The sequence below is a fragment of the Desulfovibrio desulfuricans DSM 642 genome, from assembly GCF_000420465.1.
Lineage (GTDB): Bacteria > Desulfobacterota > Desulfovibrionia > Desulfovibrionales > Desulfovibrionaceae > Desulfovibrio > Desulfovibrio desulfuricans.
Genome location: NZ_ATUZ01000001.1, coordinates 1 through 21,931, shown reverse-complemented (window position 1 = coordinate 21,931; position 21,931 = coordinate 1). Strand labels below are relative to the sequence as shown.

Annotated in this window: 21 protein-coding genes; 8 read left to right on the top strand and 13 right to left on the bottom strand. The window is 59.6% G+C overall.

The genetic code is table 11. The features are described from left to right. Positions 1-8: 8 nt before the first annotated feature. From G449_RS0100115 to mqnE, 4 genes are all read right to left on the bottom strand, one after another. Positions 9-1,556, bottom strand: coding sequence for an SLC13 family permease (locus tag G449_RS0100115; protein WP_022657273.1), 1,548 nt, complete (start codon positions 1,554-1,556; stop codon positions 9-11). Between the two features lie 302 nt (positions 1,557-1,858). Continuing rightward, positions 1,859-2,710: a menaquinone biosynthetic enzyme MqnA/MqnD family protein gene (locus G449_RS0100110; RefSeq protein ID WP_022657272.1), complete on the bottom strand. Its 852-nt coding sequence runs from the start codon at positions 2,708-2,710 to the stop codon at positions 1,859-1,861. A gap of 117 nt (positions 2,711-2,827) precedes the next feature. Then, positions 2,828-3,958, bottom strand: a complete 1,131-nt coding sequence (gene mqnC, locus G449_RS0100105; protein ID WP_022657271.1) for a cyclic dehypoxanthinyl futalosine synthase — start codon at positions 3,956-3,958, stop codon at positions 2,828-2,830. Then, positions 3,955-5,094, bottom strand: coding sequence for an aminofutalosine synthase MqnE (gene mqnE / locus G449_RS0100100; RefSeq protein ID WP_022657270.1), 1,140 nt, complete (start codon positions 5,092-5,094; stop codon positions 3,955-3,957). The genes mqnC and mqnE overlap by 4 nt, the downstream gene beginning before the upstream one ends. 84 nt (positions 5,095-5,178) lie before the next feature. Between mqnE and G449_RS0100095 the strand changes: the two genes are divergently transcribed. Next, positions 5,179-6,024 carry a 1,4-dihydroxy-6-naphtoate synthase gene (locus tag G449_RS0100095; protein ID WP_022657269.1) on the top strand — a complete coding sequence of 282 codons (846 nt, stop codon included), beginning with the start codon at positions 5,179-5,181 and terminating at the stop codon, positions 6,022-6,024. Between the two features lie 159 nt (positions 6,025-6,183). Next, positions 6,184-7,590: an MATE family efflux transporter gene (locus G449_RS0100085; protein ID WP_022657267.1), complete on the top strand. Its 1,407-nt coding sequence runs from the start codon at positions 6,184-6,186 to the stop codon at positions 7,588-7,590. Positions 7,591-7,746: 156 nt separating this feature from the next. On the opposite strand, the gene G449_RS0100080 is transcribed toward G449_RS0100085, so the two are convergent. The 5 genes from G449_RS0100080 to G449_RS0100060 all read right to left on the bottom strand — a co-directional run bounded on the left by G449_RS0100080 (position 7,747) and on the right by G449_RS0100060 (position 12,630). After that, positions 7,747-9,318, bottom strand: coding sequence for a response regulator (locus tag G449_RS0100080; protein WP_027180561.1), 1,572 nt, complete (start codon positions 9,316-9,318; stop codon positions 7,747-7,749). A 229-nt stretch (positions 9,319-9,547) separates the two neighbouring features. Then, on the bottom strand, positions 9,548-9,946 hold the full coding sequence (locus tag G449_RS0100075) for a hypothetical protein (protein WP_022657266.1): 399 nt from the start codon (positions 9,944-9,946) through the stop codon (positions 9,548-9,550). A gap of 336 nt (positions 9,947-10,282) precedes the next feature. Then, positions 10,283-10,897, bottom strand: coding sequence for a bifunctional nuclease family protein (locus G449_RS0100070; protein WP_022657265.1), 615 nt, complete (start codon positions 10,895-10,897; stop codon positions 10,283-10,285). Then, positions 10,891-12,246, bottom strand: coding sequence for a tRNA (N6-isopentenyl adenosine(37)-C2)-methylthiotransferase MiaB (miaB, locus tag G449_RS0100065; RefSeq protein WP_022657264.1), 1,356 nt, complete (start codon positions 12,244-12,246; stop codon positions 10,891-10,893). The genes G449_RS0100070 and miaB overlap by 7 nt, the downstream gene beginning before the upstream one ends. 9 nt (positions 12,247-12,255) lie before the next feature. Then, positions 12,256-12,630, bottom strand: a complete 375-nt coding sequence (locus G449_RS0100060; RefSeq protein WP_022657263.1) for a hypothetical protein — start codon at positions 12,628-12,630, stop codon at positions 12,256-12,258. Between the two features lie 427 nt (positions 12,631-13,057). Between G449_RS0100060 and G449_RS0100050 the strand changes: the two genes are divergently transcribed. Further along, the gene (locus tag G449_RS0100050) at positions 13,058-13,594 is read left to right on the top strand and encodes a hypothetical protein (RefSeq protein WP_034604655.1); all 537 of its coding nucleotides are present in this window, start codon (positions 13,058-13,060) and stop codon (positions 13,592-13,594) included. A 110-nt stretch (positions 13,595-13,704) separates the two neighbouring features. Here the strand turns inward: G449_RS0100050 and G449_RS0100045 are convergent, their stop codons facing one another. After that, on the bottom strand, positions 13,705-13,983 hold the full coding sequence (locus tag G449_RS0100045) for a DUF5334 domain-containing protein (protein ID WP_022657260.1): 279 nt from the start codon (positions 13,981-13,983) through the stop codon (positions 13,705-13,707). On the opposite strand from G449_RS0100045, the gene moaA reads away from it, so the two are divergent. Further along, a complete protein-coding gene (gene moaA, locus G449_RS0100040) occupies positions 13,982-15,061 on the top strand; it encodes a GTP 3',8-cyclase MoaA (protein ID WP_022657259.1) in 1,080 nt (359 codons plus the stop codon). The genes G449_RS0100045 and moaA overlap by 2 nt on opposite strands. Positions 15,062-15,147: 86 nt before the next feature. Here the strand turns inward: moaA and G449_RS0100035 are convergent, their stop codons facing one another. After that, complete coding sequence (locus tag G449_RS0100035; protein ID WP_022657258.1) at positions 15,148-15,813, bottom strand: O-methyltransferase; 666 nt, start codon at positions 15,811-15,813, stop codon at positions 15,148-15,150. Positions 15,814-15,905: 92 nt separating this feature from the next. Here G449_RS0100035 and G449_RS15245 point away from each other — a divergent pair, with 92 nt between their 5' ends. The 4 genes from G449_RS15245 to G449_RS0100015 all read left to right on the top strand — a co-directional run bounded on the left by G449_RS15245 (position 15,906) and on the right by G449_RS0100015 (position 18,835). Next, positions 15,906-16,586, top strand: coding sequence for a TetR/AcrR family transcriptional regulator (locus G449_RS15245; RefSeq protein ID WP_022657257.1), 681 nt, complete (start codon positions 15,906-15,908; stop codon positions 16,584-16,586). Between the two features lie 61 nt (positions 16,587-16,647). Next, complete coding sequence (ruvA, locus tag G449_RS0100025) at positions 16,648-17,259, top strand: Holliday junction branch migration protein RuvA (RefSeq protein WP_022657256.1); 612 nt, start codon at positions 16,648-16,650, stop codon at positions 17,257-17,259. Further along, positions 17,259-18,251, top strand: a complete 993-nt coding sequence (gene ruvB / locus G449_RS0100020; RefSeq protein WP_022657255.1) for a Holliday junction branch migration DNA helicase RuvB — start codon at positions 17,259-17,261, stop codon at positions 18,249-18,251. Before ruvA ends, ruvB begins: the two co-directional genes overlap by 1 nt. Positions 18,252-18,457: 206 nt before the next feature. Beyond that, entirely contained in the window at positions 18,458-18,835 is a 378-nt protein-coding gene (locus tag G449_RS0100015) for an ACT domain-containing protein (RefSeq protein ID WP_022657254.1), read from the top strand. Positions 18,836-18,976: 141 nt separating this feature from the next. Here G449_RS0100015 and G449_RS15240 read toward each other — a convergent pair whose 3' ends face one another. Continuing rightward, entirely contained in the window at positions 18,977-20,980 is a 2,004-nt protein-coding gene (locus G449_RS15240) for a heavy metal translocating P-type ATPase (RefSeq protein ID WP_022657253.1), read from the bottom strand. 15 nt (positions 20,981-20,995) lie between these two features. Beyond that, a complete protein-coding gene (locus tag G449_RS0100005; protein WP_022657252.1) occupies positions 20,996-21,424 on the bottom strand; it encodes an ArsR/SmtB family transcription factor in 429 nt (142 codons plus the stop codon). Positions 21,425-21,931: the final 507 nt, after the last annotated feature.

Below are 21,931 nucleotides of genomic sequence, written 5' to 3'. Positions count from 1 at the left end.
TGGGGCGATTAAAAAGGCCAGGCTGCGGCGGGGTTCCACACGGGCATGCCGAGCAGCGCGTACCAGGGGGCCATGACGCAGACGCCGTAGGCGATGGCGATAAGCACGGCCACAGAACCCACCTTGGCGTAGTCGGCGGTAGAGAAAGTTTCTGTGCTGTGGGCAATGACTGCGGCGGTAATCTGGGTGGGCAGCAGGTAGGCGAACGTATCCGTATCGCACACCAGCAGGGTAAAGGCCACGGGGTGCAGACCAAGCTTGGGCGCCATGGCAAATACCACCGGGGCAAGCATGGCCACGGCGGCCACGTTGGAGAGCATGCCAAGGCGGATAATGTGCGTGCCCACCATCATGGTCAGCACTGTCTGCCACCAGTTCATGCCCACAACCATGCTGTGGATGTGGTCGGCAAGCCACTGCGCCACGCCAGCCTGGGTCATGGCGGTGGTCATGGTCATTGCGCCGCCCAGCAGCAAGAATGTGCCCCAGATGGTCTTTTGCTGCACGGCCTTCCACGAGCAGGGCATCACGCCGGGGGCAAACAGCACCATCATGCCCACCAGACCGATAACTCCCAGGGGCTGGCGGTGCAGTTCATAAATAAAACTGCCCTTGCCCGTCACAAACATGAATCCGACCAGCAGAAAAATGCCCAGCAAGGTTTTTTCTGCGGTGCTCATGGGGCCAAGCTCTTTGTAGCTTTTTTCGATGGTGGCGGAGCCGCCAGCAATGGAAACGCAGTTGGTCTTGAAGTAGTAGCGCGTCCACCAGTTGGTCAGCACAAACATGCCCAGATACGGGAACTGCAAGAGCATCCAGTTGAGAAAGTTGATGTTGGTGAAGCCGTTCTTTTCAAAAATACCCACCAGAATCATGTTGGGCAGGTGGGCGGTCATGATGAACATGCCGCAGATCATGGAGCCGTAAACCAGAGACTGGATGACAAGGGCCTTTTTGGCGGCGCGTTCTTCGGGCGTATCACCCAGCAGATTGCAGATACCCTGCACCACGGGCAGCAGGGTGGCGGCGCGGGCGTTGGCCGCAGGCACCAGAAAGCCCAGAACAATATTCACAAAAAACATGCCCCAGATAACCCGGCATACGGACGAAGCCTTGAAGCGGGCCAGAATGCCCAGGGCGATGCGGCGGTCAAGGCCAATGAGCTGCATGACCGCTGCCACCATAAAGGCAAACAGGCACAGCCAGATAACGTGGTCGGTGAATCCGGCAAAGATGATCGCCATGGGCGGTTTGCCGTTGTTCCAGGGCAGAGCCTGGGTGATCAGCAGCATGGTGGGAATGGAAATACCTGTCACGCCTGCGGGCATGGCCTCGCTGACCCACATGATGCTGGCCCACACCACAATACCCAGAACGGCCATGCCGTTGTGCGTCAGCCCGTCAAATGGGGGAATCACATTCCATAGCAGAAAAAATGCAACCCATGCGAGGGCAAAGCCCGTGAAAGCGCGCAGGGGATTTTTGCCCCTATTACGAATATTTTCACAAAGATAGCCCAAAAAAGACCGCCCTGCGGCGGAAGAAACCTGAGTCATATACCTACCCCACGATAAAAGAGTGTCAGTACGCGCGTGGGCACTGACACTAGGTTAGTTTGTTCTTCCATTCCATGTGCTGGATGATAATTCTGAGAAAAATATTTTGGCCTGGCTGTAGGCTTTGCGGCAATTTCTAAGGCTGAAAAATCATCTGGCGGCAGCAATAACTTACTGAATTGCTAAGTAAACACGCCAAAAAATGGAGCAGTCGGCACCATATGACCCGGCTGCTCCATGCCGATTTATTTTTTGCCCTGCGGCAAAAATTTTTTCAGGTGAAAAATGCCCGCGGCGCAAAATTACAGTTTGAAAAACTCCAGGGCCGGGGCCTTGGCGATCATGCCCGCATCTGCCAGCATTTGATAAAAAAGGCTCAAGCCGCGCTGTTCTTCCGCGCCCAGGGTGTAAACAAGGCCCTTGCTGTAGTAGAAGGCCAACTCCTCTCGCGAGAGGGGGCAGCCGTGGGCCGTGAGGTCAAGGATGACGTCCATGTGCTCAAGGCCCCAGTCGCGCCCTTGCCGCAGCAGCGCGCCGGGGTCGCTGGTAAAGAGCTTTGCCTCGGCGGCGGCGCGGCTGACAACCCACAGGCCGAAAATAAAGGGCAGGCCCGTCCAGTCGCGCCACGCCTCAGCCAGATCGAGACGGTGCGGATACTCGGGATGATTGCGCAGGCGCAGGGCTTCATCGCCAATGGCCAGAAAGGCCACGGGCGGTTTTTTGCCGCGCAGGGCCGGGGTCACCTGCCCGGTGGTGAATGTGACGTTGAGCTTGAACCTGTCGCGCATGATGAGGCGCAGCAGGGCCACCGAGGTATGTGTTTCGCCGCTGATGAGGATTTCCTGCTCTTCAAGCTGGTCAAAGGGCACGCGCGAGAGCAGCAGCACGCTCATGACCGGGCCGTGGGAGCCGATGGAGAGGTCTTCCACAAGCTGGTAGCGCTCCGGGCGGCTGGCGTATTCAAAACACGAGCAGGACGAAACGTGCAGTTCGCCGCGCGCCATCATGGTGTTGAGCAGGGCTGGCGGGCCGGAAACAAGCTCGTAATCGTGGGGCAGAATGCCTGCTTCGAGCGGATGATAGATTGGCAGTACGTTGAGATAGCCAATGCGGCCCATGCGCAGTACGGGGGGAGTTTTTTTTTGTTCGGTCATGGGGCGGAGTACCTTTTGCCAGGGGCAAAGCCGATGGGCGAAATTTGAATGTGCGGCCAAAACGCGTTTCCGGGGGCGAACCCCCGGAAACGTGGAATTAACAGTGCGGCGGAAGCCTTACACTTCAGGCTGGGGAACCACGGGCGTATAGTCCATGGTGCGCTGCACAGGGGTAAAGCCCGCCGTGCGGATGACCTTGTGGATGTCGCTGCGGTCCATGCGGAAGGAAACCCCGGCTGCGGCCACCACGTTTTCTTCAATCATCAGCGAGCCGAAGTCGTTGGCGCCGTAGAACAGGGCCAGCTGGGCCACCTGCGGCCCCATGGTCACCCACGAGGCCTGGATGTTGGCGATATTGTCCAGCACGAGACGCGAGACTGCCAGCAGGCGCAGGTAGGCGGGGGCGGGCAGCGGGTCGACGTCGATGCGCGTGTGCGCTGGCTGGAATGTCCAGGGAATAAAGGCCGTGAAGCCGTGGGTGCGGTCCTGCACCTCGCGCACGGCAAAGAGGTGATCCAGCCTGTGGGCGGGTTCTTCCTCATGGCCGAACATCATGGTGGCGGTGGTGCGCAGGCCCAGTTTGTGGGCTTCTTCCATAACGCCGAGCCACTGCTCGGCAGTGCATTTGTTGGGCGAAACCTGGGCGCGCACGCCCGTGTGCAGAATCTCCGCGCCGCCGCCGGGCAGGGAGTGCAGGCCAGCTTCCTTCAGGCGGCGCAGCACTTCCGAAACGGAAAGACCGAATTTTTCGGCCCAGAAGAATATTTCCGGCGGCGAAAAGGCGTGGATGTGCAGTTGCGGCCATGTGGCCCGCATCCAGCGCAGCAGGTCTTCGTACCATTCCAGCGGCAGGTCGGGGTGATGCCCGCCCTGGAGCAGCACCTGGGTGCCGCCGAGAGCAAGAGTCTCCTCGATTTTCTGCGCCATTTCTTCACGGCTGATGACGTAGCCGCCTTCTTGGTCTGGCGCGCGGAAAAAGGCGCAGAAGCGGCAGGCGCACACGCACACGTTGGAATAGTTGATGTTGCGGTCACCCACGTAGGTGACAATGGGCTCAGGGTGCAGGCGCAAACGCATGGCGTGGGCCAGTTGGGCAAGCGTGTGCAGGCTGGCCTTGTAGTACAGGGCTTCGGCGGCGGCGCGGTCAAGGCGCTGACCGCTGGCGGCAAGGGCTGCGGCCTGGCGCACGTCTTCAAATTCTGCGCCCTGTTCGTCAAAGGGGCTGTGCGCGGGGAAAAAGGTACTCACTGGCGCGCCTCCGTGGATTCGTCGTTCAGGGTATTGAAGGTGGCGTTGCGCCGCACCGGGGTAAAGCCCGATTCGCGGATAAGGTGCTCCAGCTCCTCAATGGTCATGCCCTGGGCGGACTGCGAACCCGCCATGTGGCCGATGCGCTCTTCAATGATGGTGCCGTCCAGATCGTCCGCGCCGTACCACAGGGCCACAGGGGCAAGCTTGGGGGCCATCATGATCCAGTAGGCCTTGAGGTGGGGGATGTTGTCGAGCATGAGGCGCGAAACAGCCACCGTGCGCAACTGATCCAGCCCGCGCTGGGGGCCGACCTTGTCTTCCGGCAGCTTGAGGCGGCTGTGATCCGTAAGGAAGGGCAGGGGGATAAAACAGGTAAAGCCGCCACTCTTGTCCTGCTGCTCGCGCAGGCGGCAGAGGTGGTCGATGCGATGCTCGTATGATTCGATATGCCCGAACAGCATGGTGCAGTTGGTGACAATGCCGAGGCTGTGAGCTTCGCCCTGAATGCGCAGCCATGCCTTGGCGTCGGCCTTGTGCGGGCAGATCTGCGGACGCAGTTCTTCATCAAAAATTTCCGCGCCGCCGCCGGGCATCATCACAAGGCCCGCGTTCTGCAGGCGTTTGAGCACCTCAAGGGTGCTGATGCCTTCAAGGCGCGCAAAATGTTCAATCTCTACGGCGGTAAAGGCCTTGACCGGCAGATTGGGGTTAAAGGCCCGCACCGCGCGGATCATGTCTTCAAACCAGGCAAGGGGCCGCGTGGGGTGGCAGCCGCCCACAATGTGCAGCTCGTCCAGATGCAGGGGGGTCGCGTCTGCGGCGCGCAGACGGGCCAGCACGTCGTCGAGGCTCATGGCAAACGCGCCCGGCTCGTCCTCCCTGTCGCGGCGGAAGGCGCAAAAGGTGCAGCCGTTGACGCACACATTGGTATAGTTGATCTGCCGGTTGACCACATAAAAGGCCTTGTGCCCGTGCAGGCGGCATCGCACGTGCAGCGCAAGAGCGCCCACGGCTGTAATATCGGGGCAGTTGAACAGTGTCAGCCCGTCTTCGGGCGAAAGCCGCTCCCCGGAGAGCACCTTTTCGCGGATAGACGAAAGGCCCAGTGCGGCGTAGTATGTTGCGTCTAGCATATCTGAATCCTGTGCATGGATTGGGGGCAAAATGCCGCTCGCAGATTAAGCCCCGCCGCCGCACACTGTCAACGTGAGGAAAAAATGTCTGCCTTGCCGCCGCCAAATCTGTCATTCGGTCTTTCGCCCTGCCCCAACGATACCTATATTTTTCATGCCATGCTGCACGGGCTGGTGCCTGTTCCCGCGCCCATCACCCCGCATATGGCAGATGTGGAAGAACTGAACAATCTTGCCCGGCAAAAGGCGCTGGACGTCACCAAGATGTCGCTTGGCGCAACCACCGAAATCATGCAGGATTATGCCCTGATGTCTTCGGGCGCGGCGCTTGGCTGGGGCTGCGGCCCCCTTGTGGTGGCGCGTAAAAACCTCAAGCCCGAAGACTGGCGCAATGCCACGGTGGCGGTGCCCGGCCTGCTGACCACGGCCAACCTGCTGCTGACCCTGCACGGCGGTTTCCAGGGGCCGCGCAAGGAGATGCTGTTCAGCGACGTTATGTCTGCCGTGAGCAATGGCGAGGCTGATCTTGGCCTGATCATCCACGAGGGGCGCTTTACCTATGCGCGTCAGGGGCTTGTAAAGCTGCTTGATCTGGGGCAGTGGTGGGAGGCGGAGTTTTCTCTGCCGCTGCCGCTGGGGGCCATTGCCGTGCGGCGCGACCTGTCCATACCCCTTGCCCGGCGCGTGCAGAATACCATTACTGCCAGTCTGGCTTACGCCAACGCCCACCCTGATGATTCGCGCGAATTTATCCGTTCACATGCGCAGGAAATGGAAGAAAGCGTCACCAGCGCCCACATCAAGACCTTTGTGACGGATTTCAGCCTTGATCTCGGCCCGGCGGGGCGCGCGGCCATTGAGGCCCTTGTGGGCCGCGCTGCGGATATCATGGGCAAGGCCTTGCCGCCGGAAGGACTCTTTCTGCGCTAACGTATCCGGCTTGCATGTTTGGGCGCACCCGGCCCGTAGCCCTTTTGCCTCCCATGTTTCGCGCGTTGCGGCGCGGACGGAACACGTTTTACCTCGGACTTTTCCGGCTTGCTCTGGCGCTGGCCCTGACGCCCGCCACGGATCACCTGCGAGAACCCTATGTTTGAAAAAATATTCTCTCTTTCCGAGGCCCGCCGTTTTTATGCGGTGGGGCTGCCCATCTTCATTGCCCAGCTTTCGCAAACGGGCATGACCTTTGCCGATACAGCCATGAGCGGGCTTTACAGCGCCCAGGCTCTGGCCGCTGTGGCCGTTGCGGGTTCCATATGGGCCCCTGTGGCCTTGCTTGGCATTGGCTGCCTGCTGGCGCTCTCTCCCCTGAGCGCGCAATTTGTTGGCTCCGGACGGCCTGACCGCGCGGCGCACCTGCTGCGGCAGGGCCTGTGGCTTACCCTGGTCATGAGCGTTGTGCTGGTGGGCTTTTATTATGCCATCTCGTTCCATCTGGAGCTTTTTGGGCTTGAGCCCGCGCTTGCAGACATGGCAGGGGCGTACCTGCGCGCCATCATGTGGGGTTTGCCGGGTTTTCTGCTTTTTGTGAACCTGCGCAGCTTTCTTGAGGGATTTTCCCGCACTCGCCCTGCCATGGTCATAGGTTTGCTCGGGCTGGCGCTCAATGTTCCCTGCAACTACGTATTCATTTACGGCAAGTTCGGTTTGCCGGAGCTTGGCGGCGTGGGCTGCGGCGTGGCCTCTGCCATCAGCTTCTGGTTTATGGGCCTGTGCATGCTGTATTATCTGCGCCGCGACCCGCAATATAAATGCCTGGGGCCGCTGTTTGCGCCCCTGTTCCGTGGCGGCAGCGCAGAAGAGCCGCGCTTTGACGGTACGCTGGTCTTGCGCGTGTTCCGCATTGGCTTTCCCGGTGCGCTGGCCCTGTTTTTTGAAGTTTCGCTCTTTGCCCTCAGCGCTATTTTGCTTGCTCCTTTGGGTACGGTCATGGTGGCAGGGCATCAGATTGCCCTTAACTTTGGGGCGCTGGTGTTCATGGTGCCGCTTTCCATCAGCATGACGGCCACCATACGCGTTGGCCGCTACCTTGGGGCGCAGCAAACCGAGCGCGCTAAAATTGTGGCCCGCACGGCCCTGACCCTGAGCGTTGTTTTTGCGCTGCTCATTGCTACCCTTACAGTGCTGTTCCGGCATAGTATTGTGGCCATTTATACCCAGGATGCGGCAGTGGCCGCCCTGGCCATGCAGCTCCTGCTTTACCAGGCCGCCTATCAGATCGTGGACGGCTTGCAGGTGACGGGCATAGGCATTCTGCGCGGGCATAATGATACGCGGATTATTTCTGTCATCTGCTTTGCAGCCTACTGGATTATCGGGCTGCCCCTGGGTTTTGCCCTGGCGCGTACAAATCTTCTGGTCCCCTCAATGGGTGCGGCGGGCTTTTGGATTGCCTACATCGTGGCCCTGGGATTCGGGGCGGCATGTTACCTCTGGCGGGTGCGGCATCTACACTCGCTTACAACCGAAGACATGCTCCAGCGCGTGAAGCGTTAGAGCGGCATCATCGCGTTATCCCGACTGCGTCAGAACATCTTTTTCTGCGGCCGGGCACCAGTATGAGCGTAAAAAGAGGCGCAGGCGGGCAAAGACCGCCTGCGCCTCTTCAATACTGGCTACGCTGGAGAAGAAATACCGTCAGGCCTTTAGCTGCTATTTGCGGAAGGCCTGCTTCCAGGTAAATTTTACTATGGACATCATGTCCGTGAGGCTGCTCTTGCCGCCAAGCAGGCTCCCGGAACTCTTGCCGCGCGCGAGCGGATCAAGCAACTGCGGGATGGGGGTATTGCCTGAAATGGCTGGCTGCGCGTCTTGTGTGGCGCGGGTGTTCTGCGTTGACTGGGCTGCGCCCTCGTGCTCGCCCCACAAGGGGATGACTGGCGAGGATGCGCCCTGCCCGGCGCGCAGATTGCCTGATCTGGCGGCAGAACCCTGCTGGGAGGGCATGTCCGGTTCGTCCTCGTCGGCAAGGGCAATGCCAACTTGCCCGCGTTGCCGTGCTCCAGCCTGAGGTGCTGTACCTGCGGGCTGAGACGGGTTTGTCTGCACATGGCCCATTTGAGCCTGACCCACCTGCATCAGAGGGTCATTTGCCCATTCTGCGGGCGCACCTTCTGCGTCCCCACGCTCCCTGGCGGCCTGACGGCCTGCACGCCACTGGCGCTCTGCCGCGTCTTCAAGCTTTTTGGCCTCTGCCTCGCGGGTCAGGGTTTCAAGCGTGGTGCGGATTTCTGCGCTCAAGGCTTCGGCATCCGCCCCCAGAGCCTGCTCAAGGCAGGCTTCCATGCTTTTCAGCATGTCGTCCGGGGTATCCGTTGCAAGGCAAATCTGCGCCATGCGCTCACTGATCTGCTCTCTGGGGGTGATTTCGTACCCCTGAGCCAAAATTCCTGCCGCAAAATCAAAGTTGCCCTGGCGTATCTGCTGCAAGGCCTCGGACAAAAACGGGCTTCGCGCCGAGGGATCTTCCTGAAGCATGCGGGCATAAACCGCGCGGGCGCGGTTCCACTGCCGCGCGCGCACAAATGTGGCTGCCGCCAGGGAAAGATAGTGGCGGTAGCGGGCCATGTCGCCCTTGCCCTTCCACGCCGCAGCCATGCCCAGCTCCGCCTTGCCCTGAATAAGCGCGCCGCGCATGGCTCGCTGGAAGGCATTGATGGCGCTGTTCCATTTGCGTTGTTCAAGGCACTGCATGCCCACGCGAAAATAATCTTCGGGCTGGCGAATGGGCTTGAGCAGGATGCCGTAGGTGGCCACGGCTTCGTCAAAGGCTCTGGTGTCGGCAAGGTGGGCGGCTTTTTCCAGATCATCAAGCGAAGAACGCGAGTTGGCCAGAAAATCAAGATGGGCCTTGAGCTGGCTGAAGGAGTAGGGCCTTGATATGAGGGCGCTTGCACCGCAGCCGAGAGTGCGGAGCTGCTCCACCTCGCTGTCGTGGGGCAGAATCAGCAGAATGGGCGTGTCGAGCAGCAGGGGGTGCAGACGCAGGATGGCGCAAAACTGTTCGCCGTCCATATCAGAAAGGCGTTGCGAGCAGATGACCACATCGGGCTTGAAAGAAGGGGGAAATTCGTCAAGGCCAGCCAGCATGCGGGCTGCCGCCACGCCGGAGGTCAGACCTTCAATGCGGTCAACCCCGACTTCGCGCAATGCGCGTCTGTCCAGAGCGGCCATTGATTCGCTTTCGCTGAGAAGAAGAACATGGATCTGCCGTGGGCGGGTCATGCTTGTCCTTGTCGGAATAACCAGTTGAAAAGCTGCCGGCAGGAAGGGCAGGCAGTGGATTCCGTAAATGCACTATACCCGCTGGAGCGGGCTTGCGCAAGAAAACAGGGCCGTGAAATTTGATGAATGCTTGTCGCGAATGGGCGTAACGGCTTGTGCCTCCATAAAAAACACCTTGTCGCTGGTTGTGGCGGCAAGGTGTTTATGTGTCTGATCTGTCAGAACCAGCCTAATTGGCAAAGGGTATAATGCGCGCACGTGGCTGCGCATCCTCGCTGCCGCAGAATTCCGGCGGGCAGGAGAGAATTGCGTGACAGTAGGGGCAGTGCAGCGTGCCATCTGCCCGTTCAAGGCGGATAAGCCCACCCTCGTTTTCATAGCAGCGCGGGCAGAACGGCCCAAGATTTATATCCTTTGCCTTGAGCCAGTAAAGTCCGTTGCGGCGGAACAGGTTGCTGGCAAGCTCAACGACTTCTTCAAGGGTCTTCAGGCGGGTCTGCAACAGGTTGAGCTCATCGTGCAGGGCTATGCTGCGCGATTGCACTTCCATGAGCAGGCGGCGGGCCTGTTCGACATGCCCGGAGGCAAAAAGGTCGTTGATTTCTTTGAATAGTCGATAGTGCAGCATGGTTCGCTTCCCCATTGCTGCTAATAATCGGAGCAAGACGCTATATCTTTAGGGAGCGGAAATCGGCTATTGGCGCGGGCTGAAAAATTTTACCCATGATTTTAGCCAGTTGGTGAGACGTTTTTTATTTAGAATATTTATAGAGTTCTGGAAAAAAACTGAATCTGCCGAGTGCAGGCCTGGCCTCACCCGTCCCGGCATGCCCGCATGGACTGCCGTATTGCCTCTGAAATGCGCTGCCTGTGCGAAAAATGGGAAAAACAGGAGGTTCTCCACCCCACGCGTACAACCATGCAACGCGGATGTGGTAAAGATAAAGAGAAGTGTTGCGGCTGGTTACATCTTGCGGCGTGAAACCGGGTCAAGAGAACGCAGCATCTCGCGGTATCGGGTTTCTTCATCCGCAGAGAGGGAGGGGGGCAGCTCGCCGTGGCGCAGCAGAGCGCCGCCCAGCATATCCGCCTCTTTTTGGGCACCGACGCGGCGCACCATGTCGGTGGCGGCATCAGGAATCGGCGTGGTAACTTCCACGGCAGTGCTTTGTTCTGCCCGTTGCTGTTCTTCGGCAGAAAGGCGCAGTACTTCCTCTTCCACAAGGATGGGTGCCCCTGCGCGCATGGCAAGGGCAATGGCGTCCGAGGGGCGGCAGTCCACACGGGTTCTGCCTTCCGGGCCGGAAAGCACAAGCACCGCGTAGAAGGTGCCCTCGCGCAGGTCGTTGATCTCCACGCGCCGCAGCTCGGCCTTAAAGGCCTTGAGCGTCATGAGAAACAGGTCGTGCGTAAGTGGGCGGGGCAGGCTTTCGTTGTTGAGCACCAAAGAAATGGCCATGGCCTCCATGGCTCCCACCCAGACGGGCAGCACGGCATCGCCGCTGGCTTCGCGCAGCACCACGATGGGTGTTTTGCTCTGCGGGTCGATGGTGAGGCCGAAAACGCGCATTTCTACCATGGTTCCCCCAATCGTTGGGCCATGAGGCTGTGTTTCTTGGCCTCTGTAATGCTCACCCGCACCATGCGGCCCGTGTGATCCACTAGCGGCGGCAGTTCCACATGCACGGGCGCGCCGTAGGGGTCGCGGCCTTGCCAGCTTGGCTCCGGCCCCTGGCCTTCCTTGGGGCTGCGGTTTTCGAGCAGCAGGGTGGTTTCGCTCCCCACCCGCTGCTGCAACCAGCGCGCGCCAAGTTCATCCTGAAGGGCCTGGAGGCGCAACAGCCTGTCTTGGGCCACATCGGCGGGGATTTTGTCGGGGAACAGCGAAGCCCGCGTTCCCGGCCTGTCGGAGTAACAAAAGGAGAAGCTGGACATGAAGTTGCTGGCGCGCATCATCTGCAGCGTGTCCTGAAAATCCTGCTCGCTTTCACCGGGAAAGCCCACAATAAGATCAGTGGAGAGGGCCAGATCGGGCCGGGCGGCGCGCAGGCGCTCCACCAGATCAAGAAAGGCCGCGCTGTCGTAGCGGCGTTTCATGCGGGCCAGCACAGCGTCCGAGCCTGCCTGCATGGGCAGGTGCAGGCGGGAGCAGAGCTGGGGCAGTTCCGCAAAGGCAGCTATATCTTCCGGCCCCATATCCTTGGGGTGCGGGGTAACGTAGCGCAGGCGCTCAAGGCCCGGCAGGGCGGCAACCTTGCGCAGCAGAGCGGCAAAGCTTGTGCCGTCGCCGCTTTTATCCTGCCCGAAGGCGTTGACGTTCTGCCCAAGCAGGGTGATTTCTCTCGCGCCGTTGTCGATCAGCGCCTTGCATTCATCAAGAATGGCCGTACTGCTGCGCGATTTCTGGCGGCCACGGGTAAAGGGCACAATGCAGTAGGCGCAAAAATTGTCGCAGCCCTGCATTATATTGGCATAGGCCACAGAGCCGCTGACCACGCCGGGTTCGGTTGTACCCTCGCGCTCCACATACTGGCTTGTAAAATCAAGCAGGGAGAGGCGCTGGGCGGGATTTTCCAGCAGGCGCTCAATGGCCTGCGGGGCATTGCCTATGCCGTCGCTGCCCGCCACAAGGCGCACCTGGCTTTCTTTTTCAAAGATACTTTCGCCAAGCTGCTGGGCCACGCATCCGGCCACGCACACCAGCACGGCGGGGTTGCCGCCAGAAACCTGACGGATGCGGCCAAGCGTGCTCATGACCTTTTGTTCCGGTTTTTCACGCACGGAACATGTATTGACCACCACCACCTGGGCGTCTTCAAGCGGCGCTTCAAAAAAACCGCGCGCGCCGAGCGCACGTCCCAGCCAGTGGGAGTCGTGCACGTTCATCTGACAGCCAAAAGTGATGATATGGTAGGTCTTTTCAATCATGATCTTGAATTACTGCTCAATGTCCAGGTCCGCATCGTACATGCCATGCGCGCCTTCTTCTTCAAGCGCGGCCACGCGGTCTTCAAGCCAGTCAAGCACGGCGCGGGCCGTGTGGTAGTTGAGCAGCACACGGCTGTGGATGCAGCGGTTCACTTCGCGCGCGTCCATCTCGCCGGGGGTTATTTCGTGGCCGATGGAGCCGTCGGGGGCCACCAGCTGCTCAGAGAAAGCGGGCAGGGCATCGCTTTCGTGATAAAAATTCATTTCGATCTCGCCCTGCGGGTTTATGCCGCCCCAAACGCCGTGGGCTGTTTGCAGTCTTGCGTTTTCATCCATCTGATATTTATAGCGGATCTTTGCGGGGTGGTCACTGGGCTTGTTCATGCGGCATCCTTGTGGTGTGTGGTATCAGGGGCCTGGCCGCAGGCTGAGGCTCCGTTAGCAACGACATCAGCTGTGCGGCAATTGCATATGATAAAAAAGAGGCCCTGCCAAGTAAAGGCAACATGCTGTCCGCGCTGGGGGCGGAATTGTTTTGTATGGATCATGCCCGGTCGGCCCGCTGCAAAAAATTTGGAGCGAAAGAATCAAATGACCGCAAAAAGCAGCGCCAGCCCCGCTCTGCGGCCCATGCAACAGCCTTGCTGCGGCAAACATGCTCTTGACGATGTGCCTTGCATGGATAGAATATCTGCTGCGGCTCATAAGCACGGCCAGGCGCGGCAGCGCGCGGGCTAATCAGGCAATGAGCATCCAAGGAGAACAAGTGAGCGAGGCAAGCAGCAAACCGTATGAAATCCGGCGGCATGAAATGCAGCCCTACTTTGATCTGGAAGCCTTCATGTCCATGAGCAAGGAAACGCGCCTTGGCGGTGCGATTCTTGAACGTCTTGTGGGCCTGTGGGGCGAATGGCTGCCGCAACTGAACGTCTGTGAGATCGCGGCTGGCAAAATTTCGTATCTGGCTGTCTGGCTGCCGGAAGAAGTGGAAAATTTTGTGGATGAAGCCTGGGGCAAATCTGCCTCTGACGGCTTTATGATCAACAACCTTGCCCAGTTTATGTGCATGGCCGCCGTGCAGGAAGCCCTGCCCCAGGTGGAAGACGCCGGTTGTGCGCCTTCGCCGCGCCCCACAGAAACGCTGCGCGAGGCGCTGGCCTCGTTGGGCATTGAATACCGCGAGGCGTTCGGCACCCTTACGCGCCGTTATGCCGTTGTGACGCACTATCCCTTCAAGGGCGGCTGCGAGATTTGCCATCTTCAGGCCCAGTGTCCCAAGGGGCAGGGTCAGACTGAAAGCCCAAGCATTCTTTTGCCGGGGCATGAGGTGGAAGCGGGCGATAACTAAGTGCTGGAACGGGCGGCTGTTTCTGAAAATACCGATTCTGCTCCCCGCTGTTCGCCGCAAAGCGCGGGCAACAGACATGCAGGGCGCAGAATGCTTTTCGGTAACAGCCGCTAACGGCCTTCCATCACAAGGGTGCGGGCTACTCCGGCAGGGGTGCGCACCACAAGTTCCACAGTGCGGGCATTGCGGGCAACCGATTCCACAAGGCAGGTTTCCGTGGCGTCCTTATCGTAGTTGCGCACGTCCACCGTGTCGCCCTTGGAGGGAACACGGTCGGGGATGACCTCGACAAGGTCGGCGGAATCGGCGTCAAAGCCGTCCCAGGCCAGCGCGGGTATGGTCATGCAAAGGCAGCCCAGCAGGGCGGCTCCGAATAGCAGGTGTTTCATGCAAGCATGTGTAAATCCATTTGCCCCTCTTGGCAACTGTGCCGCCCCCGGTGAAGAACTCGCGCCACTGGCGCACCTCGCCCCCCTGTGCGATGGTCACGGCCGCGTGGTGCGGTATCTGCGCCTTTCTGTCACTGACCGCTGCAATCTGCGCTGCGCCTATTGCCGCAGCGAGATAAACCAGAAGTTCATTCCGCACCCCAAGGTGCTGCGCTATGAAGAAATGGTGCGCCTTGTGGGCATGATGGCGGCGCTGGGCGTTTCCAAGGTGCGGCTTACCGGGGGCGAACCCTTTGCCCGCAAGGGCTGCGATGAACTGTTGCATCTGCTACATACGCGGTACCCATCCCTTGATCTGCGCCTGACCACCAACGGCACACTGCTTGAACCGCACATTCCACTGCTGCGCTCTTTGGGCGTGAGCGCCGTAAATCTTTCCCTCGACAGTTTTGACCGCGAAACTTTTGCCAGAGTGACCGGGCGTGACCTGCTGCCCGCTGTTCTCGCCTCGCTGGACGGGCTGCTGCGAGCTGGCATCCGCGTAAAAATCAACGCTGTCGCCATGCGTGGCGTCAATGACGGGCAGATGGACGATTTTGTTCATGCTGTGCGCACCATGCCCGTTGATCTGCGCTTTATCGAATTTATGCCCATGGGCAGCGGCACCCTCTGGGGGCCGGAGACGTTCTGGTCTGCCGCAGACATCCGTGCCGAAGCCGAGCGCCGTGTGCGCCTTGATCCCGTGCAGGACAGCAGCGCGGAGGCTGGCCCCGCCAGGATGTTTGCCGTGCAGGGGGGCAAGGGCCGCATGGGATTTATCACCGCTGTGTCCTGCCATTTCTGCGGCACGTGCAACAGGCTGCGGCTCACCAGCGATGGCAACCTGCGCACATGCCTGTTTGACGACAGGGAATATCACTTGCGGGGGCTTCTGCGTAATCCACGTTTTGATGACGGGCATATGGCCCGCGTGGTGCGTCTGGCCTGCGCGGACAAACCCATTGGGGCCGATCTGCTCAAGGCCCGCAAAAAAGGCTCCGCCGTGGCAGACAAACAGATGGTGGGCATTGGCGGTTGATCTCGGCGATCTGAGCGGAACCTCACGGCTGCGGCTGCCTGTCAGCCTTCACTGACCGGGTGCTTCTGTTGCAGGCTGGCTGGCCCTCAGCCCAGCCGCACAGCAAGATCCACATCGCCATCAAAATCCAGCGTCATGTATCCGTTGGCGGGATCGCGCACGTAGGCCAGGTATTCCGGGCTGTCGGCCGCGTCATCGGCAATCACTAGAGCGCCGGTGCGCAAGCCAGTTTCTGCCAGTTTCAGAATGTCGCAATACAGGGCCTTTGCCCCATCGAGCAGCAGCATGTCTATATGCTGTGGCAGGTTGCTGCCCAGGGTTTGCAGGGCATCGCCAGAGCGAATTTCCACCAGATCGGCCAGCCCGGAGGTTTGCAGATTCTGCTGCGCCCGCGCCACTTTTGAGGGTTCAAACTCGCTTGTAATCAGTTGGCCGCCACCGTTGTCGCGCAGGGCTGCGGCAAGAAACAGGGTGGAAATGCCGAATGAGGTGCCAAATTCCACCACTACTCGCGCATTGCTGCAGCGCGCCAGCATGTACAGAAGTTCGCCGGTTCTGCGGGAAACGGGAATGGCAAAGTTTTTCAGGCTGGCATAAAAACCGGCATATGCGGTTTTGCAGCCCTTTTGCTGTTCCAGCGCTTGGGCGCTCAGGCCTGTCGCTGCACAAATCTCTTCAACCGTGGTTGTTTCCGCCTGGGTAAGCAGGGTATCAAGCAGATTGGCCAGCGGTTGCGTGCTGAGGCTGTTCATGTGTTGCTCCTCGTTATGGTTGCACGCCTGTGCGTGTATGGGTAGAATATGACGAAATATTCACATTTTACCATTCGCATTGCGCCGCACCCATGAACAAGCACCTGGAAACGAAAATTATTCAACGAAAACAACCACGTCAGGCACGGTCTGTCGATGTGGTTGCCGCAATTCTTGAGGCTGCTGCTCGCGTTTTGGCCACTGAGGGAGCGCAGCGTTTTACCACTGCACGCGTGGCCGAACGGGCCGGGGTCAGCATTGGTTCGCTGTACCAGTATTTTCCCAACAAAGCGGCCATACTTTTTCGGCTTCAGTGTGAGGAATGGCGGCAAACAACCAGCCTTTTGCAAACCATTCTGCAAGACGCGGGCATGCCGCCGCTGGATCGGCTGCGTACACTTGTGCACGCCTTTGTGACGTCGGAATGTGAAGAAGCAGCCATGCGCGCGGCCCTGCACGACTCTGCGCCCCTGTACCGGCATGCGCCGGAAACAGCAGAAATCAAGGCCGAGAGCCGCCAGGTTTTTTCAGATTTTGTGGCCGAGGCCTTGCCCCTCGCCACAGAAAGCCAAAGGGCATTGGTCGCGGAGCTGACCTTTGTAACTCTGGCTGCGGCGGGCAAACACTTTTCCTCGCAAGGGCGCAGCCCGCAGGAAAACGAGGCCTGCGCCACCGCCGTGGCAGACATGCTTTGCGCCTATTTCAGCGCCATTGCTCAGGGGCCGCTAGCCTGCCCGCAGGCGGCAGCGCCATACACGGCAAGCGCCATTTGAAACCCATTGCCTTTCAGTCTATGCTTTGGCGGTAGCAACCTTTACTTCTCGCAAGGAATCCATGATCGCCTATCTTGAAGGCCGCCTGGCCGAAATATGGGGCAATGCCTGCCTGATCGTCACCGAGGGGGGCGTGGGGTACGAAGTGGCCTTGCCCGCTCACACACTTGCTAGCCTGCCCGGCAGGGGGGAACCTCTGACGCTGTACACCAGCCTTGCCGTGCGTGAAGACGCGCTGGAGCTTTTTGGTTTTGCCACCTTTGAAGAACGCCAGACCTTTGAGGTGCTGGTTTCCATCTCCAAGGTGGGCGCGCGCACGGCCCTTGGCATTCTTTCCATTTTTCGGCCTGACGACCTGCGCCGTGTTGTATTTGAGGATGATGTGCTGGCCCTTACCCGCGTTTCGGGCATCGGCAAAAAAACCGCCGAGCATGTTTTTCTTGAGCTGAAATACAAGCTCAAGGTTGAGGACGCCCCGCAGGCGGCTGCGCTGACCACCGGGGTGCGCCCCGGTTCTGTATTCCGCGATGTGCTGGACGGCCTGGGCAATCTTGGCTACGAGCCGGACGAATGCGCGCCCCTGGTCAAAAAACTGCTGCACGAAGAGCCTGATCTGGACGTGACCGGCGCTCTGCGCGCGACCCTTAAGGCCCTTGCCAAGGGGAAGGTCTGATGACCGATCTTGCAAATCCGTGCGTTGCGGAGTGCGCCACAGGCATTGACGAAAGCGTACGCCCGCACAGCCTTGACGACTTTATCGGGCAGAATGAACTGCGCGCCAATCTGCGCGTGTATCTGGGGGCTGCGCGCGAGCGCGGCAAGGCGCTGGATCACACGCTTTTTTACGGCAATCCGGGGCTTGGCAAAACCACGCTGGCGCAGATCATGGCCTCCGAGCTGGGGGTCAATCTTATCTGCACCTCCGGGCCGGTGCTTGAGCGCAGCGGCGACCTTGCCGCAATCCTCACCAATCTGAACAGGCACGACATCCTTTTTGTGGATGAAATCCACCGCATGCCCATTGCCGTGGAAGAAGTGCTGTATCCCGCCATGGAAGATTTCAAGCTCGATCTGGTCATCGGGCAGGGGCCTGCGGCACGCACGGTCAAGATTGATCTTGAGCCCTTCACCCTTGTGGGGGCGACCACGCGCATGGGCTTGATCTCTTCGCCCCTGCGTGACCGATTCGGCATTGTGGCGCGGCTGGAATATTACAGCCCGGACGACCTTGCCCGCGTGGTGCAGCGCACGGCGCGCATTCTGGGCGTGGAGGTTTCCACTGACGGCGCAGTGGAAATTGGCCGCCGTTCGCGCGGCACGCCCCGCATTGCCAACCGCCTGTTGCGCCGGGTGCGCGACTTTGCCCTGGTGCACGGTGACGGGCTGGTGACTGGCGAGCAGGCTTCGGCCGCGCTCAAGCGCATGGACGTGGACGAGCTGGGGCTGGATCAGATGGACCGCAAACTGCTGGAGGTGCTCATCAAGCACTATGACGGCGGCCCGGTGGGCATCAAAACCCTGGCCGTTGCCTGCTCGGAAGAAGTGCGAACCATTGAAGATATTTACGAGCCGTACCTTATCCAGTGCGGCTTTTTAAAGCGCACCCCGCGTGGGCGCATGGCAACAGCCTTGGCCTACAGGCACTTGAAAATGCTGCTTTCTTAGACCAGATTAACTTTGAAATGCTTCACATTTCAAAGTTGTCATTCTGCCCCAAAATGCGATTTTCGGCAGAATCCACGCCATGTTGTGGCGCGCTGCACTCTCGTGCAGCGTTAGAGCATTTAACCTTTTTCAAAGTTGAAAGGCTCTAGGTGTATAATCTGCCCGACCAGTTTTTACACCGAACTGAATGAAAAGGCGGAGAAAGCATGCTCTTGCAAGTAATTGAAGGAAAATTCAGCGTCTGCAAGGTGGAAAACCTGCGCGCCGTCAATTTTCATGTGCCGTGGTTGTTTGTGGGCAAAACTGATGCGGAAATTTCGGTGGTCTGCCTGACTGCGGATGTTCCCCACGCCACACTGGCGCGGGAAGACGGCTGGCGCGCACTGCGCGTAGCGGGGCAGATGGATTTTGGCCTTACCGGTGTGATGGCGGGCTTGTCGACCTCTCTGGCGCAGGCGGGCATCAGCATCTTTGCCGTATCCACCTTTGATACGGACTATATATTGATGAAGGCGGAAAAGCTTGTCCCGGCTATTGAAGCGCTGGAGGCGGGCGGCTACACCGTGGAGCGCGCTGCCGTGTAAAGGCTTGGCAGCCGCAGCTGCCGGATTTCGTTTTTGAGAAGATTTGCCGCCGGTGGCGCAGAGGCGCAGCACGGGACAGGGCAGGACAGAATATAAAAATCGGGGGAAGGGGCTTTGTGGCCTCTTCCCCCGATTTGCTTGCTATACGTCTATCTTGCCAGCGCGGGCCGCGTTGAGCACGGCCATGAGGGCCACGCCCACATCGGCAAAAACGGCTTCCCACAGGCCGGAAAGGCCCACGATGCCCAGCGCCATGAACAATCCCTTGATGCCCAGCGCCATCACTATATTCTGCCACACAATGGTGCGCGTGCGGCGCGCAATGCGCAGCAGCTCTGGCAGGCGTGCGGGGTTGTCGTCCAGAATGACCACATCGGCGGTTTCAATGGCGGCTTCCGCACCAAGACCGCCCATGGCCACGCCCACCCCTGCCGTTGCCAGCACCGGGGCATCGTTGATGCCGTCGCCCACAAAGATGGTGTTCTTCACCGGGCCAAGGGCTTCAAGCGCTCCGGCCTTGTCTTCGGGCAGCAGGCCTGCGCGCAGGGTGTCCAGCTTCAGGCGCTCGGCCACGGGGCGGGCCTGTTCTTCCCTGTCTCCTGTGAGCATGGCGATATTCTGGATGCCGAGGCGGCGCAGTTCCTGAATGGCTTCGGGCGACTGCGGCTTGATACGGTCTGCCACCACCAGCGCGCCCAGCAGTTTGCCGCCCTTGGCGACCTGCACCACGCTGCCGGGCATGCTGACATCCATAGGCGCAATGCCACGTCTTGTGAGCAGGGCGGCATTGCCTGCCAGAAGTTCATGGCCGTCAGCAGCGGCAGCCACGCCCATGCCGGGGATTTCTTCCATGCCTGTGAGTGATGTATCATCGACCATAATGCCTTCCTGCTGCGCAGCGCGCATGACAGAGCGGGCAATGGGGTGGTTGGAGCGGCTCTCCGCCAGCGCGGCGGCGGCCAGGAGATCATTGGGGGCAATACCTTCGGCAGGCAGCACGGCGTTTACTTCAAACACGCCTTCGGTGAGGGTGCCGGTCTTGTCCAGCGCAGCCACGCGGATGTCGCGCAGGTTGTCGAGCACCGCGCCGCCCTTGATAAGGATGCCCCGGCGCGAAGCGGCGCCAATGCCGCCAAAGTAACCCAGCGGAATGGAAATAAGCAGGGCGCATGGGCAGGAAATGACCAGCAGCACCAGAGCGCGGTAAATCCACTGAGAGAAGGGCCCAAGCCCGAACAGGGGAGGCAGCACTGCTACCAGAAAGGCAATGCCCGTCACTGCGGGGGTGTACCAGCGGGCCATGCGGGTGATGAAGCGTTCCGTAGGGGCCTTGCGGGCCACGGCGTTTTCGACCATTTCCAGAATGCGGGCTATGGACGAATCGCCAAAGGCCGTTGTCACTTCAACACGCAGGGCCGCATTAAGATTGATGGTGCCCGCAAGCACCCGACTGCCGGGAGCTATGCGCTGGGGCACTGACTCGCCCGTGAGCGGGGAGGTATCCACCTGCGAATCGCCTTCAAGCACGGTGCCGTCCAACGGGATTTTTTCGCCGGGGCGCACAAGAATGTGACTGCCTGGGCCAAGGGCTTCGGGTTCCACATCGCGGGTAGCGCCGCTATCCAGCATTTCGTGGGCAATGCTGGGCCGTGCGGCCAGCAGGGCCTTGACCGAACGGCGCGAGCGCCCGGCTGCGCGCTCCTGCACAAATTCACCCACGCAGTAAAACAGCATGACGCCCACGGCTTCCGGCAATTGCCCAAGGGCTATGGCCGCGATGGTTGCACCGCCCATCAGTGTAAATTCGTTGAAAAAGTCCTTCCTCAGGATGCTTTGCGCCCCGATGCGCAGCACATCGAAGCCGCACAATACATATGGCAGGGCGTAGAAGATGCCAATGACCAGCCAGCTGGGCATGATCTCGGCAAGGCGTTCATCAGCGACCATACCGATGGCGAAAAGCACGGCCGATATGGCCATGATGGCGATTTCGCGCTTTTCATGGTCATGTCCGTGTTCATTGTCGTGACTGTGATCATGGCAGCAGGCACAGCCGTGATCTTGGTCGCGGTCGCTCGGTTCTTCCGGCGCGCATGAAGCGCAGCATGCCTTCATGGGCAAGGGGCTAAGCTTGGTGGATTCCATTCAAATCTCCTGACTTTATGCGGGGGTGCCAGCGGTTTGCGCGGCCTCGTCTTCTGTGTCGTCTGCCTGGTCGGCTGGGACGGGAATATGCTTCTGCTTGAAGAATTCGTGGATGCTGGTGTTGTGCGAAATACCTGGCAAGGCGGCTGCATCCTGAGCAATCTGCGGGCAGTCGGCCAACTCGCGGGTTGTCAGCGCCAGAGCATCGCGCACACAGTCTGTGGGATTCTGCGGCAGGCGGTAATAAACCCAGCGACCATTCTTAATGCTCTCGATCAAACGCGCCTGCCGCAGGATAAAGAGGTGTTTGGAGGTGGTGGATGCCGCGAGCCCAAGGAGCGTTGTTATCTCGCAAACACACAGGGGCCGCAGGCGCAGGGCCATGAGTATGCGCAGGCGGTTTTCGTCGCCAAGCGCTCGAATAGCGGAAATGTAGCTGAGCATGTGTACTCCGTAGGGATGGTGGAGGTGGATGTCCTTTTCATTTCGTTGTGTGGCGAAATATAAGAAGCGGGGCTTTTGAAGTCAAGCATATTTCGCCAAGTGACGAAATGTTAGTTACGGCATCTATAAAGAAGAGCAGCGAATGCGTGGCATACATGGGCGATTATGGGTATGCCCTTGCTGCGTGCCATGCAGGGGTTGACCTGGTGCCCGAGAGGGCGGTGCACTGAATGGTTATGGATGGGCAGTTGGATGGGAAAAGGCAGAGTGTAGATGTGGCGAGCGGGTGGGGGAAGCGTAGATAAACCCTGAAAACTGGTTCTGGTCGGGCGTTTGATTGAATATTTGTACAAAATTGGGTTTTGTGTTGACACGGGAGGTGTGTTTGCTTAAAGTGCATTTCTCGCGTCACGGGATCGGCACATTGAGTCGCGGCGAAATTCGCCAAGATGCAAAAAAGTGGTTGACTTGTGGTTCGAAGGGGAGCATAAACGCTCCTCGCGATTG

Coding starts and splice junctions, on each gene's coding strand:
- G449_RS15240 (WP_022657253.1), bottom strand. CDS start 20,980: ATGGAATCCACCAAGCTTAGCCCCTTGCCCATGAAGGCATGCTGCGCT.
- ruvB (WP_022657255.1), top strand. CDS start 17,259: ATGACCGATCTTGCAAATCCGTGCGTTGCGGAGTGCGCCACAGGCATT.
- mqnE (WP_022657270.1), bottom strand. CDS start 5,094: ATGCTAGACGCAACATACTACGCCGCACTGGGCCTTTCGTCTATCCGC.
- G449_RS0100095 (WP_022657269.1), top strand. CDS start 5,179: ATGTCTGCCTTGCCGCCGCCAAATCTGTCATTCGGTCTTTCGCCCTGC.
- moaA (WP_022657259.1), top strand. CDS start 13,982: ATGCAAGCATGTGTAAATCCATTTGCCCCTCTTGGCAACTGTGCCGCC.
- G449_RS0100085 (WP_022657267.1), top strand. CDS start 6,184: ATGTTTGAAAAAATATTCTCTCTTTCCGAGGCCCGCCGTTTTTATGCG.
- G449_RS0100005 (WP_022657252.1), bottom strand. CDS start 21,424: ATGCTCAGCTACATTTCCGCTATTCGAGCGCTTGGCGACGAAAACCGC.
- G449_RS0100035 (WP_022657258.1), bottom strand. CDS start 15,813: ATGAACAGCCTCAGCACGCAACCGCTGGCCAATCTGCTTGATACCCTG.
- G449_RS0100080 (WP_027180561.1), bottom strand. CDS start 9,318: ATGACCCGCCCACGGCAGATCCATGTTCTTCTTCTCAGCGAAAGCGAA.
- G449_RS0100045 (WP_022657260.1), bottom strand. CDS start 13,983: ATGAAACACCTGCTATTCGGAGCCGCCCTGCTGGGCTGCCTTTGCATG.
- G449_RS0100060 (WP_022657263.1), bottom strand. CDS start 12,630: ATGAACAAGCCCAGTGACCACCCCGCAAAGATCCGCTATAAATATCAG.
- G449_RS0100075 (WP_022657266.1), bottom strand. CDS start 9,946: ATGCTGCACTATCGACTATTCAAAGAAATCAACGACCTTTTTGCCTCC.
- G449_RS0100110 (WP_022657272.1), bottom strand. CDS start 2,710: ATGACCGAACAAAAAAAAACTCCCCCCGTACTGCGCATGGGCCGCATT.
- miaB (WP_022657264.1), bottom strand. CDS start 12,246: ATGATTGAAAAGACCTACCATATCATCACTTTTGGCTGTCAGATGAAC.
- G449_RS0100050 (WP_034604655.1), top strand. CDS start 13,058: ATGCAGCCCTACTTTGATCTGGAAGCCTTCATGTCCATGAGCAAGGAA.
- ruvA (WP_022657256.1), top strand. CDS start 16,648: ATGATCGCCTATCTTGAAGGCCGCCTGGCCGAAATATGGGGCAATGCC.
- G449_RS0100115 (WP_022657273.1), bottom strand. CDS start 1,556: ATGACTCAGGTTTCTTCCGCCGCAGGGCGGTCTTTTTTGGGCTATCTT.
- G449_RS0100070 (WP_022657265.1), bottom strand. CDS start 10,897: ATGGTAGAAATGCGCGTTTTCGGCCTCACCATCGACCCGCAGAGCAAA.
- G449_RS15245 (WP_022657257.1), top strand. CDS start 15,906: ATGAACAAGCACCTGGAAACGAAAATTATTCAACGAAAACAACCACGT.
- G449_RS0100015 (WP_022657254.1), top strand. CDS start 18,458: ATGCTCTTGCAAGTAATTGAAGGAAAATTCAGCGTCTGCAAGGTGGAA.